Source organism: Paenibacillus sp. cl6col, assembly GCF_900102125.1.
In the GTDB taxonomy this organism is placed as follows: domain Bacteria; phylum Bacillota; class Bacilli; order Paenibacillales; family Paenibacillaceae; genus Paenibacillus_B; species Paenibacillus_B suaedae.
This window is the reverse complement of record NZ_FNAZ01000002.1, coordinates 374792-393972: the sequence shown is the minus strand read 5'-3', so window position 1 is coordinate 393972 and position 19181 is coordinate 374792. Positions and strand designations below refer to the sequence as shown.

The 19181-nt window shown below is 48.2% G+C and carries 13 protein-coding genes; 2 read left to right on the top strand and 11 right to left on the bottom strand.

All coding sequences use genetic code 11. The features are described 5' to 3' along the window. Positions 1–210: 210 nt before the first annotated feature. A complete protein-coding gene (locus BLS15_RS05935) occupies positions 211–1581 on the top strand; it encodes a CapA family protein (protein ID WP_021254610.1) in 1371 nt (456 codons plus the stop codon). 1 nt (position 1582) lies between these two features. Here BLS15_RS05935 and BLS15_RS05930 read toward each other — a convergent pair whose 3' ends face one another. After that, complete coding sequence (locus tag BLS15_RS05930) at positions 1583–2053, bottom strand: MarR family winged helix-turn-helix transcriptional regulator (RefSeq protein WP_021254611.1); 471 nt, start codon at positions 2051–2053, stop codon at positions 1583–1585. A gap of 226 nt (positions 2054–2279) precedes the next feature. Here BLS15_RS05930 and BLS15_RS28885 point away from each other — a divergent pair, with 226 nt between their 5' ends. Beyond that, positions 2280–2447, top strand: a complete 168-nt coding sequence (locus tag BLS15_RS28885) for a hypothetical protein (protein WP_175460722.1) — start codon at positions 2280–2282, stop codon at positions 2445–2447. Here the strand turns inward: BLS15_RS28885 and gyrA are convergent. From gyrA to nth, 10 genes are all read right to left on the bottom strand, one after another. Continuing rightward, positions 2444–4891, bottom strand: a complete 2448-nt coding sequence (gene gyrA / locus BLS15_RS05925) for a DNA gyrase subunit A (protein WP_021254613.1) — start codon at positions 4889–4891, stop codon at positions 2444–2446. The genes BLS15_RS28885 and gyrA overlap by 4 nt on opposite strands. Positions 4892–4906: 15 nt before the next feature. Then, entirely contained in the window at positions 4907–6898 is a 1992-nt protein-coding gene (gene parE, locus BLS15_RS05920; RefSeq protein WP_021254614.1) for a DNA topoisomerase IV subunit B, read from the bottom strand. A 233-nt stretch (positions 6899–7131) separates the two neighbouring features. Continuing rightward, positions 7132–8121: an ABC transporter permease gene (locus BLS15_RS05915; RefSeq protein ID WP_021254615.1), complete on the bottom strand. Its 990-nt coding sequence runs from the start codon at positions 8119–8121 to the stop codon at positions 7132–7134. Further along, entirely contained in the window at positions 8114–9079 is a 966-nt protein-coding gene (locus BLS15_RS05910) for an ABC transporter ATP-binding protein (protein WP_028533073.1), read from the bottom strand. The genes BLS15_RS05915 and BLS15_RS05910 overlap by 8 nt, the downstream gene beginning before the upstream one ends. Positions 9080–9118: 39 nt before the next feature. Beyond that, positions 9119–9940 (bottom strand): GDSL-type esterase/lipase family protein, encoded by an 822-nt coding sequence (locus BLS15_RS05905; protein ID WP_021254617.1) that lies wholly within the window; start codon positions 9938–9940, stop codon positions 9119–9121. Positions 9941–10158: 218 nt separating this feature from the next. Beyond that, on the bottom strand, positions 10159–12039 hold the full coding sequence (locus BLS15_RS05900; RefSeq protein ID WP_028533074.1) for an ABC transporter ATP-binding protein: 1881 nt from the start codon (positions 12037–12039) through the stop codon (positions 10159–10161). Continuing rightward, a complete protein-coding gene (locus BLS15_RS05895) occupies positions 12036–13832 on the bottom strand; it encodes an ABC transporter ATP-binding protein (protein ID WP_021254619.1) in 1797 nt (598 codons plus the stop codon). Before BLS15_RS05895 ends, BLS15_RS05900 begins: the two co-directional genes overlap by 4 nt. Positions 13833–14118: 286 nt before the next feature. Continuing rightward, positions 14119–18033: a dynamin family protein gene (locus tag BLS15_RS05890; protein ID WP_090510454.1), complete on the bottom strand. Its 3915-nt coding sequence runs from the start codon at positions 18031–18033 to the stop codon at positions 14119–14121. Between the two features lie 105 nt (positions 18034–18138). Continuing rightward, positions 18139–18411 carry a hypothetical protein gene (locus tag BLS15_RS05885; RefSeq protein ID WP_021254621.1) on the bottom strand — a complete coding sequence of 91 codons (273 nt, stop codon included), beginning with the start codon at positions 18409–18411 and terminating at the stop codon, positions 18139–18141. Beyond that, complete coding sequence (gene nth / locus BLS15_RS05880) at positions 18411–19106, bottom strand: endonuclease III (RefSeq protein WP_090510450.1); 696 nt, start codon at positions 19104–19106, stop codon at positions 18411–18413. The genes BLS15_RS05885 and nth overlap by 1 nt, the downstream gene beginning before the upstream one ends. Between the last annotated feature and the right edge of the window lie 75 nt (positions 19107–19181).

Sequence of the window (19181 nt, the reverse complement as noted above, 5' to 3'; positions counted from 1 at the left end):
ATGTACATCAACAATCAAGCTGGGGCAATCTTACCGATTCGGTAAATAATCATTGCACGCAACACCGTGACTGTACGATCGCATTGCTGAGAAGCAGCCTTCTCTCGATGCGATTGTACACGATGAGTTCATTTGCAGACACAGTCATCATTCATTCATGCTCATTTAACGCATGGTGTTATTCGTGTATGAAAGGAGGAAAATAGGAAAATGAGTAACGGACGGTATGTACGAACAGGTTTGCTGGTCATTACAATTGTTCTCTTGATTTTATCCACTGCTTGCGCAATTGCCGCGCCATCACAGCTTGTCGATCAAGATGCATCTAGTTCGCAATCAACAACGGGCAGCGAACAGCAGACAAAGCCCCAACCGGCACATAAAGCAGCACTAGCTCAGCATAAGGACAGTTCACCTTCATCGACCGATGCCGATCATCTCAACTCTTCTACGAACATCCCGGCTAGTACGGCCACTACGCCACCTAACAACACGAAGGCAAAGCCATATACTCTTTCCGGCAAGCTTCTTGCGGTAGGAGATATTATGATGCACTCCCCTCAATTTCCTGCCTATTTCAATAAGAAGACAGGCACATACAATTTCAAGACCTATTTTACTAAGGTGAAGCCTATTCTCGAGACAGCAGATTGGTGCTGGGCGAATCTGGAGACTCCATTGCTAGGCGGCGAGAAGGTCTATACCGGATACCCCATGTTCAACGCACCACCAGAGCTTGCAGATGCCTTGAAGTTCGCAGGCTTCAATATTGTAACGGCGGCGAACAATCATTCATTAGATCGATATGAAGCCGGAGCCCTGCGCACATTAGAAGTGTTGAAGAAAAAAGGGCTGGTAACGAAGGGACTCTCCGCCTCATTATGGGAATCCAAGCAGCCAACATTAGTTGAGAAAAACGGAATACAACTAGGCATTCTCGCGTATACGTACGGAACAAATGGCATCCCGCTCCCGAAGCAGAAGCCTTATCTTGTTTCTCTCATTGATGAGAAGCGCATGATACAGGATATTCAGAATACGAAGAAGGCTGGAGCTGACGTTGTCGCAATTGCCATTCATTTCGGCACTGAATATGAGCACACGCCGAATCAAGAGCAAATTCGACTGGCGCGTTCGCTGATCCAAGCTGGAGCAGATATTATATTGGGCTCTCATCCACATGTCATTCAACCCTATGAGCGTATTACGGTAAGAGAGCCCGACGGCTCTAAGCGCGATGGGCTTATTATTTATTCAATGGGGAACTTTATATCCAATCAGACAGGCAATGGTACTGATATTGGAGTAATCTTCGGTGTAGAAATTAATAAGCATATGCCTGAAGGCACAATCGAACTAAAAAATGTGACAACGATTCCAACATGGGTGCATATTGAAGGTGCCCGTGACAAGCGCAAGTACCGTGTACTCCCACTGGAACAAACGATCAAATCACATTCTGACAATCGATTAAGCACACAGCAATATCAGGCAATGAAAAAGATGCTAACCAGCGCGACAAGCCATCTTGCCTCAAGATCGGCTGTACCGGTTATACTCAATGTTTCGCCTTCACCATAGATTATTGGCCTGCACGAACAGGCTCTGACGCTGCAGCCGTCTCTTTCTCAACAGTAGACGGTTGTGGCGGCTGAGTTAGCTTGCCAAGCAAAAGGATAAGCAGCTGCTGGTTATGCGTTGAGATCCGATGTAAAATTTCATTCCAGTAGTTCTCTCGAATAGCGACTCCACGGCGCATTTCCTGTTCTCCGAATTCGGTTGCCTGGATCCACACAATTCGACGATCATCCTGGTCTCGCTCTCGAATAATTAGAGCATTCTTCTCCATCCGATCCATCAATGTTGTAATCGCAGCAGGAGTCGTAGCTAAGTGAGGCAACAGATCAGAAGGCTTAACCTTCCCATATTCCGCAATTCGTTCTAATACGGTTAACTGGCTCTCTGTCAAGCTTGGCGCCAGGGACTCGTCCATCATTGACTTATAATCCTTGGATAACTTCGACCACAGCTTGGCAAATTCGGTTGCATGCATGCAAACGACTCCCCCTTTATTCCATGTCGATCTACAAACACCTAAATTATACCACAGCAAAGTGGATAGGACATCCCTAATCTTAGCATAATGCCATTTAATTACAAATTTATTGCCAAAGAAAGTTCAGGAACCAAGCAATCAACTAGCACATATACTGTTGTATAGGCATCTGTCACACCAACTTCTCACTAATTTGATGCTTTAACTGCGAGGAGGGGACACAATGGATCAGGACAAATCCAGTATTTTCCGTAAAGCAATGGAGATCGGGATCATAAAAGACCCACAATGGATAGAACGACTCGATGAGCCCGTACCATTGTGGGTCCTATTAGAGATTATCAATACCCTGCACGATGTGTTGAATCCACCGCATAAGCCATTCGATTAGACGGATGGTGGGGTAATAATCATCGTATTTACAATACTATCTTCCTTATCGATTGCAACCAAGCTTCGGCCTTGCGCTCTCTTATCCATGAGAGGGGCATGTTCAGTAATAAGCTGATGCAAGCGTCCCTGTTCCGTAATGATCGTAATCGGATACGACTCTTTACTGAAGTAAGCGCCAATTAACTTCTTCCCATTCGGCTTCACTCGCTTCCCTTCTTTGAACTCGAATGTAGCCATTCCTTTACCGCCGCGTCCCTGTGTTGGGTAATCCAGCAGCAACGAACGCTTGCCCCATCCAATATCCGTTAGAACAGTAATCTCGCCCTCTTCACCAGTGACCCGAAGAGCTGCTGTGATTGCATCGTCATCCTTAAGCTGCATTCCACGAACACCACCAGCTGCGCGTCCCATCGGATTCACTTCCGCTTCTGTAAATCGGATAGACATTCCTTGCTCGGTCACGAGAAGAAGATCTGCTGCCCCATCACTGAGCATGACAGCCAACAACGCATCTTGGTCTGCTACTTTACAAGCAGCGACTGCCCCTGTACGGTTGGTTTCGTATTCCTTGAGCATCGTACGCTTTACTTGGCCACGACGCGTAACGAACAAGAGCGAACTCAACTCGTCTGCGAATGACTTGACTGGAATAACAGCTACGATAGAGTCTTCCTTCGCAATCGGAATCACATTGACGATGGCTGTACCATTGTCCTTCCACTTGAATTCTGGAATCATATGGACAGGCAAGGAGAAATATTGTCCCCGCTGCGTAAAGATAAGCAGGCGATCCAAGGTGTTCACTTCATAAATTTGGCGGATGTAGTCGCCTTCCTTAACGCCAGATGCATCCCATTCTCCGCCAGATCGTGTGAAGGATAGCTGACTCGTCCGCTTGATGTATCCATCATTGGACAAGGTGACGAGAACATCCTCGGCATTTACGATGACCTCAAGGTTCACCTTGATTTCCTCGACTTCCCCCTGCACGACTGAACGGCGATCAATTCCATATCGATCACGAATATCCGTCAGTTCCTTCTTAATTACCTTCATCAGCTTCTTGCTGCTCTCCAGAATCGAACGAAGGTCGGCAACCTTCTTGCGAATATCCTCTAATTCCTTCATCAATGAAGTCAATTCCAGATTCGTCAAGCGGTACAGTTGCAATGTCAAGATCGCATCAGCTTGACGTTCGGAGAAGCCAAATTGTTCAATCAAGTTATGCTGTGCATCCTGACGATTTTTCGAAGCTTTGATAGTCGCGATAACCGCATCTAATATATCAAGCGCCTTGACCAAGCCCTCCAACACATGTGCGCGGTCTTCTGCCTTCGACAAGTCATATTGGGTACGATTCGTGACAACTTCCTTCTGGTGTTCAATGTAGGCTTGGAGCATAGGCAAAATACCCATTTGCATCGGAGCCTTGTTCACGATCGCTACCATGTTGAAGTTATAGGTCACTTGCAAGTCGGTCTTCTTGAACAAATAGTTCAAAATGCCGTTCGCATCCGCGTCCTTCTTCAGCTCAACGACGATACGCATCCCTTCGCGTCCACTTTCATCACGAACCTCTGCAATACCGTCTACTTTCTTCTCTAATCGGATGTTCTCCATTGCGGTCACGAGACGCGACTTCACGACCTGATACGGGATTTCGGTAACGACGATCTGCTGACGACCTCCGCGCATCTCCTCAATATCCGTCTTCGCGCGAATGTAAATGCGGCCCTTACCCGAACGATATGCATCGCGAATGCCTTCCGCACCCATGATGATTCCGCCTGTAGGGAAATCCGGACCTTGCACAATGCTAATAATCTCATCCAGATCAATCTCGGGCTTGTCGATCATGGCGATGCATGCCTCAATTACTTCCCGCAAATTATGTGTGGGAATTTCCGTTGCAAAGCCGGACGAAATCCCGCTAACACCATTTACGAGCAAGTTCGGGAAGCGCGAAGGCAATACAACAGGCTCTTCTTCCGTATTATCAAAATTTGGACGGAACGGAACGGTGTCTTTCTCAATATCCCGAAGCAGCTCCATTGCAATGGAGGACAATCTGGCTTCTGTATAACGCATTGCAGCTGCTGGATCATCATCGATTGACCCCCAGTTGCCGTGACCGTCAATCAGGACATGCCCCATCTTCCATGGCTGCGCCATGCGCACCATGCCGTCATATATTGAAGAATCCCCGTGCGGGTGGTAATTACCCATGACGTCCCCGACCGTTTTGGCCGACTTACGGTATGGCTTTTCCGGTGTGTTGCCGGATTCATACATTGCATACAAGATGCGTCGCTGTACCGGCTTGAGACCGTCCCTGACATCGGGTATCGCACGATCTTGAATGATATATTTGGAATAGCGCCCGAACCGGTCGCCAACCACGTCTTCCAAGAACGCGGGTTTGAATTGTTCCGATACGCTCATGTGTCTCTCACCTTTCTATTCCTCGAACTCCGCAAAGTCAACGTTCTCTACGATCCAGCGCTTACGCGGCTCCACCTTGTCGCCCATTAATGTCGTCACACGGCGCTCTGCCTTGGCAGCGTCATCGATCTGCACCTGCAGCAGTGTTCTCGTCTCCGGATCCATCGTCGTTTCCCACAGTTGATCGGGATTCATTTCGCCAAGACCCTTATAGCGTTGAATTTCAGCGCTTTGTCCGAACTGCTTCACGTAGCTGGCAAGCTGCTCATCCGTCCAAGCATAGCGAACCGTCGAGTGCTTGCCCTTCTTATGCGATATCTTATAGAGCGGAGGCTGTGCAATATATACCTTGCCCTTATCAATAAGCTGACGCATATAACGATAGAAGAACGTGAGCAGCAGCACCTGAATATGCGCACCGTCAGTATCGGCATCTGTCATAATAATGATCTTCGCGTAGTTGCTCTCATCCGCATCGAAGTCGGAGCCTACCCCTGCTCCGATTGCATGGATAATTGTCCGATATTCATCATTCTTCAAGATGTCGGCCAGCTTGGCCTTCTCCGGGTTCATCGGCTTCCCCTTCAGCGGCAGGATTGCCTGCGTCTTGGAATCGCGCCCTTGCTTCGCAGAACCGCCCGCCGAGTCCCCTTCGACGATAAAGAGCTCATTGCGTGTATAATCCTTAGACTGCGCTGGTGTCAGCTTGCCGTTAAGGTTTGAGCTCTCGCTGCGCTTCTTGCCTGAGCGCACATCCTCTCTCGCCTTACGTGCCGCTTCACGCGCCCTTGACGCCTGAATGGCCTTCTTGACTAACATCTGCGCAATTTGTGGGTTCTCCTCCAGGAAAATGCTCATATGCTCTGCTACGATTGTATCTACAGCGCCCCTAGCCATGGCACTACCGAGCTGATCCTTCGTCTGACCGACAAATTCCACATCGGACATCTTCACATTAATGACCGACATCATGCCTTCCCGTAGGTCGTTGCCGTCTAGGTTTTTATCCTTTTCCTTCAACAAGCTGTTCTTGCGCGCATATTCATTCATCACACGCGTGTAGGCTGTCTTGAAGCCTGTCTCATGCGTACCGCCGCCACGAGTTGGGATCGAGTTTACAAACGATACGATTGTCTCCGTATACCCATCGTTATATTGAAGTGCAATCTCAACCTCAACATCATCCTTCTCAGCAGTGAAATGAATCACTTCATGCAGCACGTTTTTATCTTCATTTAAAAAGCGTACAAACTCGCTTGCTCCGCCTTCATAAAGGAAAGTTTCTTCCTTCCCTGTCCGCTCATCTTTCAATGTGACCCGTAAGCCAGAGTTCAAAAATGCAATCTCCTGCAATCGTTCAGCAAGATTGTCATAATTCAAATGAATATTGCCATGGAATACCTTCACATCCGGCTTGAATGTTACCTTCGTGCCTGTGCGATTCGTATTACCGACAATCTCCAGCCCCGTTACCGGTTCGCCGACATGCTCTTTGCCTTTCTTATCCGTCCATGTCTCAAAGCGCATGCGATGAATCTTGCCGTCTCGACAAATCTCCACCTCAAGCCATTCCGATAACGCATTCGTGACTGAAGCGCCAACGCCGTGCAGACCGCCAGATTTCTTATAGCCTGCACCACCGAACTTACCACCCGCATGCAAGATCGTATAGACGACCTGCGGGGTCGGTACCCCTGTCTTATGCATACCTGTCGGAATTCCTCGTCCATTGTCTCGAACGGTGACCGACTGGTCCTTGTGAATTGTCACATCAATCTGAGAGCAAAATTTGGCGAGATGCTCGTCGACAGCGTTGTCTACGATTTCCCATACCAGATGATGCAGCCCCGAGGAGCTTGTACTGCCAATATACATCCCTGGCCGTTTGCGTACCGCGACAAGCCCTTCGAGCACTTGAATGTCGTCAGCCCCATACTCAGAATTGCGGTTGCCAGATGCCCCCCCATTCTCAGGCGACTGTCCGAACATATCGACTTGCTCGACCATTCATGCTCCTCCTTCAAAAATACATGTAGTGCATAATCAATAATCATGCGCGTTCCATACCATAATACGTGCTTCATACCAAATGCGTACTTCATAAATAAAATGCTACCTTATTAGCGTTCCAACCTTCGTTGGCAAAAGAAAATCTGCCGCTGCCGGACGAGAGGAACAACAAAATGCCCCATTACTTATATCGTCCGGATGCAAACAGATGTTTCGCATTCTTGTATATTTTAATTCAAGATGTCCTGTTTCGTAAAGACACGGAATGCAATGAATAGGGAAATAATGCCCCATACACTTAATACAGCAAGCGAGAACGGCAAGCTCATCCCTTCTACAGGGGCCGGAGTACCCGCCATATAGTCCGTCAATTTCAAGTTAATCATGAACAGATATTTGGCAGTCGGCCAAGAAGAGGCCATATTATACAAGATGGTACCTGCAATCAGGGTAGCCATTAAGGTTACAATACTTGCCGCTGTGCTCCGGACGAGCACGGATATCATAAACCCAAGTGCTGCGACTACGATGCTGGAGAACCAGATAAGGCCACATTGCATAAGCAAGTACAGCCATGAGGGAAGCGTATGTACGGCATTGAAATCCACGTTCGTGCCCGCTACCGAGAATCCGGTAAATATCGGAAAAGACCAACCTCCATACCCGAAGACCGCCCCTGAAATCAAATAAGCAAGCAGTGCTGTCATCACGACAATGATTCCGGTAAACATCATCAGGACAATCCATTTGCTCATTAACACCTTCCACCTGCGAACCGGTCTAGTCAGCAGCATCTTGATCGTGCCGGTAGACCGCTCCGATGAAACGATGTCCGAAGCAATCGCCATAACAAGCAGCGGAATGAACAGAGTTACTGCATTGTCCATAAAAGTACGGGTAAATGTCACCCCATTCGGCTCACTCGGATTGACATCATGGTCCAAATAATATTGCAGCTGCTGCAGCATAATGAGCCGATACTTCTTCCACTCCTCGGGTATTCGGTCGCTTCCGAGCGAATTTTGAATATCGGTGATGCGCTGCTGCAACTCCAGTCGCCAGTCCTCTTTGAACTTCTCCCTACTATTTTCTGCCATCTTCATTTGCGCATATGTGAAGACAGGAATTAACACGATCAATATGAGCATGATGACATAAAATCGTTTTTTCTTCAACACTTTTAATGTCTCATTGTGGATAAGCGGCAGCAAGCTACTCAATGCGTTCACCCTCCGTTAATTCTAGAAATAGCTGTTCTAGGGTAGGCATAATATGCTGGATTCCTTCGATTTGGATGCCGGCATGCATCATCTTGCGATTCAGTTCTGGAATGATATCCGGTGCAGTTTCCGTTACGATTGCGTAGTCAGGTATCCCGATCAAGGTAGACTCGTCAATCGGCGCTGTCTCTCGGCTATAAATTGTAACCCCGTCGTTTTCTGCTAACATCTCCATAGCCCGCTCCGCAGGCTGTGCCTGCCATACTACGAACTGATTGCGTCCCGTAAGCAGCTGTTCGACATCATCTACAGCAAGCACTTCACCATGGCTGATAATCGCAACGCGATCACACATTAGTTGAATTTCACTTAACAAGTGACTCGAGACGAACACAGCCATACCACTGTCAGCCAGCGTACGGATAAATGATCGCAGCTCCTTAATGCCGAGTGGATCCAATCCATTCGTGGGTTCATCCAGAATGAGCAGCTTCGGTTCAGCAAGCAATGCTTGCGCGATCCCAAGCCGTTGTCTCATCCCTAACGAATAGGTCTTCACTTTATCATGAATTCGATTCGACAACCCAACGATCTCGACAACTTCTTGAATGCGTTCTTGACCAATGCCGCTTACCATCCGCGCGAAATGTTCTAAATTTTCCCATCCTGTCAGAAAGTTATACATTTCCGGGTTCTCTACGATACAGCCAACATGCCGCAGGGCCCGCTCCGGATCTCGATTCACATCCAGACCACATACTTGAATCCGGCCTGAAGTGGGAGTAATCAAGTCCACCAGCATTCGAATAGTCGTTGTCTTGCCAGACCCATTCGGCCCGAGGAAGCCAAAAATTTCGCCTGCTCGAACCTCGAAAGTTACATCCTTGATAATCAGCTTAGAGCCTATTTTCTTCTTCACATGTTCTACAGATAATATAACTTCCTTCGCATGCTCCATCACTAAGCCACCTCCTGGCCGTCCTCTAGTGTCCTTCTATTATTGAATGCTCTGCACAATCCGCTTCGCAATGGCATCATATCCGTCTCCATTAGGATGAAAATGATCAGAAGATAAATATTTGCTGCTGTTCCGCTGGAACAAATCGTAGGTTGGAACCATCATCATATTCTTGTCCTTATTGATAAACGCATAAGCTGAATCGTTCCATTTCTGAACGACGGCATTTCCTATTTCACGCATCGCCTGCAGATCCGAGAATGGATTATACAGTCCTACATAGATGATAAGCGCATCCGGGTTCCATTTACGCAGTTGAGTCAGCACCTGTTTCAAGTGGACAATGCCAGCATCCACCTTGGCTACGAGTGTATCGAGCTGCATTTCCTTGGCGCTCATCTGTTCCGATTGAGCACCTTGGAATAAGTCATTGCCGCCAATCGTTAGTAGGATGACATTCGCTTGCTTCAATACATAACCCGCACTATCCTTCTCTATTCGTTCCACAAGCTGATCTGCACGAAGCCCGTTCACTGCCAGATTGTTCAGAAGCGTAACCGGCTTCTCCTTGCTCTTCTCAAGCGTACTCAACACACGTCGTACATATCCTTGTCCCGTCCCGTCGCCAGTACCTCTTGTCAAAGAATCCCCAAGAGCAGCAATCCGTATCTCTTGCTCCGAGTGAGTGGCGGTATCTGTTGTCGGTGAAGTCTTCACCCCAGGCGCATCCGCAAACGGAACAGAAGCAGGATAGATAATATCCGCAATTCCAAGTCCGAAGCCAACGAGCAAGAGCAGCGTACATCCCACGCCGCATGAAGCAATCCATAACCATTGCCGCGATGCCGTTTTACGACTCATCCTAGTCCTCCTGTCTCAATCCCTGAACTCTGTTCTCCCTTTACATTACCTGTTCAGGTTCCTATTTGCAAACTGAGTCAGCTGTTACCACGTTCCCTGGTAACAAGGGAGGCGACCGATCAATTCGGCCGCCTCTTTCATCAATCTCCTATACGATTGTACAAAACACAGAAGCAATTACAAGCAGCAGAATCGCTCTATCGCTACACGCGGTGCGACTACATGTACTTATACTGAGCCGCTACTAGATTGTAATAAGTGCCACGCAGATTCATCAATTGATCATGCGTGCCTTGTTCCTGAATAACCCCATGGTCAAGCACAACGATATTGTCACAATTGCGAATCGTAGACAACCTGTGCGCAATAATGAAGGAGGTTCTACCCTGCAGCAACGTCTTCAATGCTTCTTGAATCTTTAATTCGGTCTCGGTATCAATACTTGCAGTCGCTTCATCAAGAATTAATATTCTAGGGTTTGCAAGCAAGGCACGTGCGAACGAGATAAGCTGACGCTGACCCATGGACAGCACATTCCCGCGTTCCTCGACCTCAGTGTCATAGCCATCTTTCATACTTGCAATGAAGTCATGCGCATACACGGCCCGTGCTGCCGCTTCTACCTCCGCATCTGTTGCGTCGAGACGGCCGAAGCGAATATTATCTCGTATCGTACCTGAGAAGATGAAGGTATCTTGCAATACAATACCAACCTGCGACCTCAGACTTTCAATTGTAACTTGCTTAATATCATGACCGTCAATGGTGACACGACCTTCTGTCGTATCGTAGAAACGGCACAACAAATTGATAATCGTACTCTTACCGGAACCTGTGTGTCCGACTAACGCGATGGACTCGCCTGCCTTGGCTGATAATGAAATGCCTTTCAACGCGGGACGTCCCTTCTCGTATTCGAACATTATGTTCTCGAATTCCACATCGCCATGGATTGGTGGAAGCACTTTTGATTTCGCTGTATCCTCAATAGATGGCTGTTCATCCATAAATTCAAAGATGCGTTCCGAAGAAGCCATGGCAATTAGCATTTGCGAATACATTTGCCCCAAGCGATTAATAGGTTCCCAGAAGTTCCCGATGTATTGGGCAAATGCGAATAGTACCCCAACCGTAATCACATGGCTCTGGATCAAATAGGAGCCGTACATGAATAGAATAAATGCACCTACAGCACTTGTTATCTCGATAACAGGGCCGAACGATTGGTTCATGGCAGAAGCGCGATCCCAAGACTTCTTATTCACATTGTTCATATGATCGAAGAATTCCATGTTCTGCTTTTCTTGTGTATACGCTTGAGTGACACGAACGCCTTGGATCGCCTCGTTCAAGTGAGAATTAATCCGCGATTGCTTCATACGGACGTCCTGCCAAGCGAAGCGGATCTTCTTCCGCAGCTTCGTCGACACTAAGAACATGATTGGAACCGTAATCATAACTGCCAGTGCAAGCTGAACATTCAAGAACAAGAGGATAATGATAATACCTGCCAGCTGCATGCAATCAATTAGAGTGTTGACAGCACCGTTCGTGAACAGTTCCTGCAAGGAGTTGACGTCGTTCGTCACGCGCACTAGCACGGAACCAGCTGGACGTTTGTCATAGAAATGGAATGACAGCTTCTGAATGTGCTTGAACAGATCCCCTCGCAAATCATGAATAATGCGCTGGCCGATCACATTCATAAATTTGATGCGGAACGCATTGGCGCCCCACTGCACAATATAAAGTCCAAACACCGTTCCCGCGATCATATACAGCATACGCAGCGATGGATTTCCGTCAGCGGGCTGTATCGCATGGTCAATGGCATAGCTGATGAGAAATGGGATTGCCAGTTTCGTAAGCGTACCCAGAACCATCATTACCAACAATACCGGCAGCAGTTGGCGTTTATACGGCTTCATGTACACCAGCAGGCGGCGCATCTGAGCCCAGTTGAACGGCTTTTCTATTGCTTCATCATCTTGATAGACGAATCGGGAACGCTTACGTTCTGCGTTCTCCGCAGCTGTGTTCTCGTCTTCATGCGCCGGGCTCGCCGCCGTGGATGCTGCTGTGAATCGTGCTCCACTCATACTCTCACCTGCTCTCTGTTCGACGTTCCATCGGTTGTAGAATCCATGTGATCTTCTGACTCAAACTTATCAGCATACTGAATACGATATACATCTTGATAGGTACCCGGCACCTCAATCAATTGCTCATGAGTACCTCTCTGTGCGATGCTCCCTTGATCCAATACCAGAATCTCATCTGCATGCCGCAGCGACGAGATACGGTGTGCGATTATAAATACCGTACGTCCACGCATAACCTCTTGGAAGCCAGCCTGAATCGCGTGTTCAGTATCCATGTCAACGGCACTTGTTGCGTCATCCAAAATCAAAATCTTCGGATCTTTCAGCAGCGCGCGGGCAATCGCAATCCGCTGCTTCTGACCGCCTGAGAGTCCCATACCGCGTTCGCCCACAATCGTATCATAGCCAAGCGGCAGCTCCATAATGAAGTCGTGTGCTTGCGCAAGCTTGGCTGCTCGCACCACTTCTTCTTCGGTCACATCATCTCGTCCGTAAGCAATGTTGTTATAGATCGAAGATGAGAACAGGAACGTCTCTTGGAATACGGTAGCCATCTGACTGCGGAGACTCTTCACATCCAAGTCTCGAATATCATGACCATCCAGCATAATGCTACCTGACTTCACATCATACGCGCGCATGAGCAGTTGAATAATCGTTGACTTGCCCGCTCCTGTACCGCCAAGCAATCCAATCACCTTCCCAGGTGTTGCGTCTAGCGTAATGTGGCTAAGAGCGTTTACATCACCTTCATAGCGGAAGGTAACATCTTTGAATTGAACATGTCCCTTAACTTCTTCATCATTCAATACAACCGCACGATCATTGTTCGCGATGTCAATTGGGGTATCCAGCAGTTCCAGCACACGCTCTCCAGATGCCTTCGATTGCGTATAGTTATTGATATGGAAGCCAATTCCCCACATCGGGCCAATAATGTACCAGATCATACTGAAGAAGGCAACTAATTCACCAAGCGACAGCTCCTTGTTAATGACCTTCGTACCGCCAAGCGCAAGCAGCATGACCACACAGCAGCAAGCAAGAAGTTCCATCACAGGGAAGTATCGTCCCCATAGTGTCGCAGCATGAATTTGATTTTCCTTATACGCTTCAGACCGTACAGAGAATTTATCAACTTCATGGCTTTCACGCGCGAAAGATTTGACCGTACGAACGCCCGTAATATTCTCCTGTACTGCCGTTGTCAGGCGGCTGAAGGCGACGCGCATTTCGCGGAAGGCCGGATGTATCTTAGATTCAAACCGAAGCGCGACTAGAATTAACAGCGGTATCGGGATAAGCGTTGTTAGCGTTAACTTCCAATCAATTGAGAACATCATTCCCGCGCCAAATAGAACCATCAGCACCATATTCAAAATTTGTGCGAAGCCGAACCCAACAAAGTTGCGTATCCCTTCAAGATCTGCAGTCAAGCGGGACATCAAATCCCCTGTTCTTGCCTTGTCATAGTAGCGGAATGAAAGGAATTGCAGCTTGCGATAGCAGGCATTTCTCATTTCGTAGGCAACATAGTTGCCTAGACGACCGCCAAAATAGCCGTGTAAAAATGTGAGGGTGCCTTTGATGCTGACAACGACGACCACCGTCAATGACAGCCAAGGCACCCAATCGAATCGTTCTTTTGCTATGACGTCGTCAATCAAGATGCGCAGCATATTGGGATACACCAATCCGAGCGCTGTTGCCGCCATCAAGCAAAGTATAGATACGAATAGGTAGCCTTTTTTCGGCCAGTAAAAAGTGCTTAGCCGCTTGAAGACGTTCATGATTTCTCCTCCCCTTTTCTACGTTCTCGTGAGATGTAATGCAGTTTATCATCATGAAAACACAACAGCAAAACGCCAATTTCATCATAATGCCGTTTGTGCCCGATTTTTCCGAGCTTTGCAGTAACATATCCATTCATTTCTTTTAAATCGTCTGATTTACTGACTTGTCGTTCATTATTCAACAAAGAACGCTTACCAAGCATATGCCCAGTAAGCGTTTGAACGGAATTTATACGGTTTTGATATCGATTCCGCGTGAATTCATCTCTTCACTTGGATGCTTTTATGAATCTGTCGAAATAACCTCTTCCAAAGCACTTATCACAGCTTGAAGCAACTCTTCATCCACATTTGCATACAGCGCATTGTTCAATCTTTCCATATACAGATCCAATGCGTCTGACAGCTCCTTGTAGGACTTTTGAATGACCTTATTATAGTGAGTGAGGATATGTTCGATAAATTGTTCCCGATGAGCTTCTGTTACCCGCTTAACCGCCTGCATCGCCTGCAGCTCCAGCGCCTGTCTAAGTTCGCTGCGACCGCTGCCTTCGAAAAAGGCCTTACTATTGCGGAAATAACCACGAATCCACCGCGTTGTTACATTCGGCAAGTCCAGCTCACCTGATACCTCTGGCGTTGGCCAAGCCCCCATATCCACATCAGCCGGTGAGTATCCGGGCAGCTGCTCCGTTATGGCTTGCTGCAGGCGATTGTGATAGCTCATCACCATCTTCTTGGCCCCTTGCTCCATCCGCAATGAGGTCGCATACAGTTCATTCGCAAGCTCTTTGCTAAATAGGCGAATCCATTCTACATAACAACGCTGCAGCGAACTATCTATATCCCGATCATCTCTGCGCAGGGAAGCCGGATTGAAGGCGTGAGAGAACATATCACCGAAGCGAAATTGCAATCGTTGACCCACATGGTAAAGCAATTCATCTGCTTCCTGCTGGAATAGGCTTGATTCATCACGCTCCAGCCACTCCGTACAGCTGCGACGCGCTTGTTCGGCCAATGCTTGATAACGAATGACTTCCCGTTCACGCTCTGCTGCATCGGCATGTGAGGCATCCCACATCGCCTTCAGCTGTCTTGCTGCCCTATCCAGACTTTTGTGAGCCGAATGAATACTGAGCTGAGTCAGCTCATTGCCTGCGAACTCTAGGAATGACTGCTCAAACTCACCTATACCCGACGTTCTAATCTTGTCCTTCTGCGCTTGCTGCTTACCCTCCAATGCCTGCAAGCTCGAAATCGGAAATAGCCGCGGACTGCGCACACCGAATTCGCGTAGACGATCCTCCACATAATCCAGTACACTTGACAGCTCTTCAGGTGAGGCAGCAAGGTCAGATGCATTGACCACAAAGAACATTTTATCAAGCTCAAAGGCATCCTTCACCCGACCCAGCTGCGTAAGGAATTGTCGATCAGCTTGGGAGAAGGCATGGTTATAATACGTCACGAACAATATAATATCCGCCTGCTTCATGTATTCAAATGCAACGCCCGTGTGCCTTGCGTTAATGGAATCCGCACCCGGAGTATCTACGAATACGAAGCCTTGTCTCGTAAGCTCACTGTCTATGAACAAATCAATGCGCTCTACGAACGCTGATCTTGATTCATCACTTACAAATAAGCGATACTGTGCCTCATCAACCATTAGCTCCTGACCTAATAGGCCTCGAGCCTCATCTATCCCACGATCCACAGCCTGAATGAATCGATAATATGGCCGCCCAGACGGATGAATTGTCTCTGGACGAATTCGCGCAAGCGAATGGAGCACTTCATCCATATCCATGGTAGATGCATTAGGCTCGCCCAAGGTCTCTAGTGCATAGCGAAGGTCATCAAGCAGCTTCGCTTGGCGCTTCATTGTTACGCGAGCCGTGCCATGCGGATGCTTATCTGTCGCTGCCTCGATTGTATTAATTGCGGCTGTTGTCGGGTTGGGTGATACTGGCAGTGCATCTTGCCCGATAAGGGCGTTCGCGAACGATGATTTGCCTGCACTGAACGCACCGAACAAGGCAACCGTAAAGCGATTCTCGTCGAGCCGCTTCGCCTTCTCCCGCATCTCTGCTGCAAGCATCTTCATCGATTCCAGCCGTTCAAGCACGTCTGCTGCTTGCTCCAGCTTCTGAGCTGTATGGACCAGCTTGCCCCGAACTTGGCTAGGAGCAGCAGCCTCTGACCGCTGTTCTGTTCCACTAGGAGTTGACCCATGAGCAATAAGATTGCGCTCAGAGTCTTTTACAAAAGATTGATCTTGGGCATGTCTATCCAGATCGCCGCTTGTCCCGAGCCCATCAGCCTCTGTAGACAACTCCAACCATGATTCAACGATTGCCTGCTTATCTGAACGTCTCTGCTGTACGTGATCAATTATGCCATTACCGGCCGGAGCATTGTGAACGCGTTCCTGGTTCCTGGCCTCTGCAGCATGCTGCTGGTCTACTACCTTCTCCTTGCTGTTTGCTTCCTGCTTCAAGCTGTGAATATCGGGAAGAAGACCGATCCAGCCACATTCCAGCTTATCAGCAGGCAGCCATAATTGTATGGCTCGAACCAATTCCGATTCGATCCCTGTAGTAGCTTGTAGGCGATTCTCCACTTCCGAGAACTCGAGGGAGAGCTCGCTCATGGAAGCAAGCTTAGATTTTGCCCGCGTAAGCTCTTCACGATATTGACGGAGCTTGATCTCTAGTAATGGCTCTGCCACTGTCAAAGCGGCTCTACGCAGCATCGCGCGTGCTTCATCAGCTATTGATCTGCAATAATTCAAGGTATACTCAGCTGAACCGCTCGCTCCCTCTGACACCGAATCAGCAAGCCAGGAATCACCTAGATCAGGCATGGCTTGCTCCATCGCAGCCGATGCCTCCTGCTCGTTTGCTCCTACCTCTTCAGCCAGCGAGCGAATCATTTGGATGAGATGAACCTCAACATTTGCCCGCAACCCTTCCTTCCAGATGGATGTGAAGGACTGCAGTCGTTGCGTGCGTTCATTGTCTGTCTTCGCACTGGAGAATAAGAAACCGACCTTGAAGCCAGGCTTGCGGGATTCTAAATATGACTGCGCCTGTTCACGCATTACTGCAGGCGTAACATTCGCATTACTAAGCAGATGTTGCACTTGCTTCTGGAACGATGCATTTACTTCCTGCTCCTGAGCTGTAAGCTCTGCAATGCGCTGCTCCGTAAGATGCAGCTGTTCCTTCCAAGCAGCCAAGGAGGCTTCGTCGCCTATACGTTCCACTAGCTGTTCACGTTTACTTACAAACGGCTCCTTTAAAACCTTTGCATGGGCAGACACGAGCTCACGTGCCGCACGTAAGATACCATATCGAACGAGCGGCAGCCGTTCTCTCGCCGTCTGACGAACAAAGGCTTCTAATGCATTCCATTCATTCAATGGATGTTCTGGCTGCCTTACAGAGATGTAGAATACGCCTTCGGGCTTCAACTGCCATGCATCAAGTGCACTTCGGACATCGCTCTGATACGATTCGAAGGTAAGCTCCTGCTCCCTGTGCTTGTCGATTTGATTCACAATCCAGATAAGCGGCTTACCTGCATCTGCAACCTCCTTCGCGAATGCGAAGTTCGTCTCCGACTGGACGTGATTATAGTCCGTCACATAGAACACAATGTCAGCCAGATGCATGGCTTCCTCCGTAGCTGCTCGATGTGCCGCATCTGTAGAATCTACTCCGGGTGTATCCAGCAGAGCAACGCCTTGCTTCAACCAATCAATTTCATCAAAGAGAACGACACGTTCTATACCAGCACCATCACGGCACACATCATCCAGCTGCTCGAATTGCACAGGCTCTTCAAGAACCGTTCCATCTTGTTCAGATCTGCGTAGAACCCGCGCCTGACGCTCTCCGTAGCGGAGCGTAACCACGTTCGCACTCGTTGGAATCGGACTCGACGGAAGCAGCTGCTTGCCGCATAATGCATTAATTACACTTGATTTGCCTGCCGAAAAGTGTCCACAAAACGTGACCATCACAATCGCTTCTTGCCACTTCTTCGCAAGCTCAATCATCTTCTCGGCGTGCTGCACATCTCCCCTATGCCGCATCTGATCCGCTGTATGCTTCAGCCATTTTCCGAGTTCATCGCTATCTCTTTCCACAATGGCCGAATTGGTGTGCAACCTCGCATTCATCTTCTCCATTCACGTCTCCCTCACCGCTTTTATCCTAACGGAACACGAATTGTCGTTTTTGCGCATAGAAAAAACCGAGTAATCGGCTTCCTCTTTTTGCCTTATACTCGGTTTCTAGTGTACCATATTTTGCTGTTCGGGGAGAATGATTTCGAATTGTTCTCCGCGCTGTAAAATAGTAATGCCTGAATCTTTCACGCGCATTACGACAACATCACGTTTTTGACGCATACGTTCTACATACTGATCAGGAACTTGTCCAGCTGCATATACCGTAACACCGTCAATCTCACGTTCTTCATCCTCTTGCATAGGTGTTTGCATAATCTTTTCATAAATATTAGAGAATTGTTCAAAATCATTCGTGTATACCGAAATACATTTCATCACGACCGACTCCCATCCACGTTCTTATAGTTTCCAGTCTTTCTAGGTTTGGTCGCTTTCATACGTATTTTACCCTCTCGACAGCTATCTAACATCGGACAAATGTCACATTTGGGGGATTGCGCTTTGCAATGATAACGTCCAAAAAAGATTAACCGGTGATGCGTATCTGTCCATTCCTCACGGGGAATTTTACGCATCAGCTTTTTCTCCACTTCCAACACACTATCGTCTTCGTTGGCAAGTCGCAAGCGCTTGGAGACGCGCTCGACATGTGTGTCCACTGCCATTGCAGGAACACCGAAGGCGTTGGATACGACCACATTGGCCGTCTTTCTGCCGACACCTGGAAGCTCTGTTAGCTGAGCATGCTCCCTTGGCACTTCACCCTCATATTTATCTATGAGCATGCGGCATAGTTTTTGAATATTTTTGGCCTTGTTGCGGAATAAGCCAATGCGCCGAATATCTGACTCCAGCTCTTCAAGCGGAACTGCTAGATAGTCTTCCGGTGTTTTATATTTCTGGAACAGCGTAGCTGTTACTTTGTTCACCGTCTCGTCCGTGCACTGCGCTGACAACAGGACTGCAATTGTCAATTCGAACGGATTGGCGTGAGTCAACTCGCAATGCGCGTCAGGGTACATCTGACCAATCGTATCGAGAATATGTCGGACGCGGGCACTTGTTGCCATCTGGAAGTCACCTCACCTTTCTATCCATTCTGCTTGACTATTCACATCTAAAAACCGTCTCACCCGCTAAGGTGA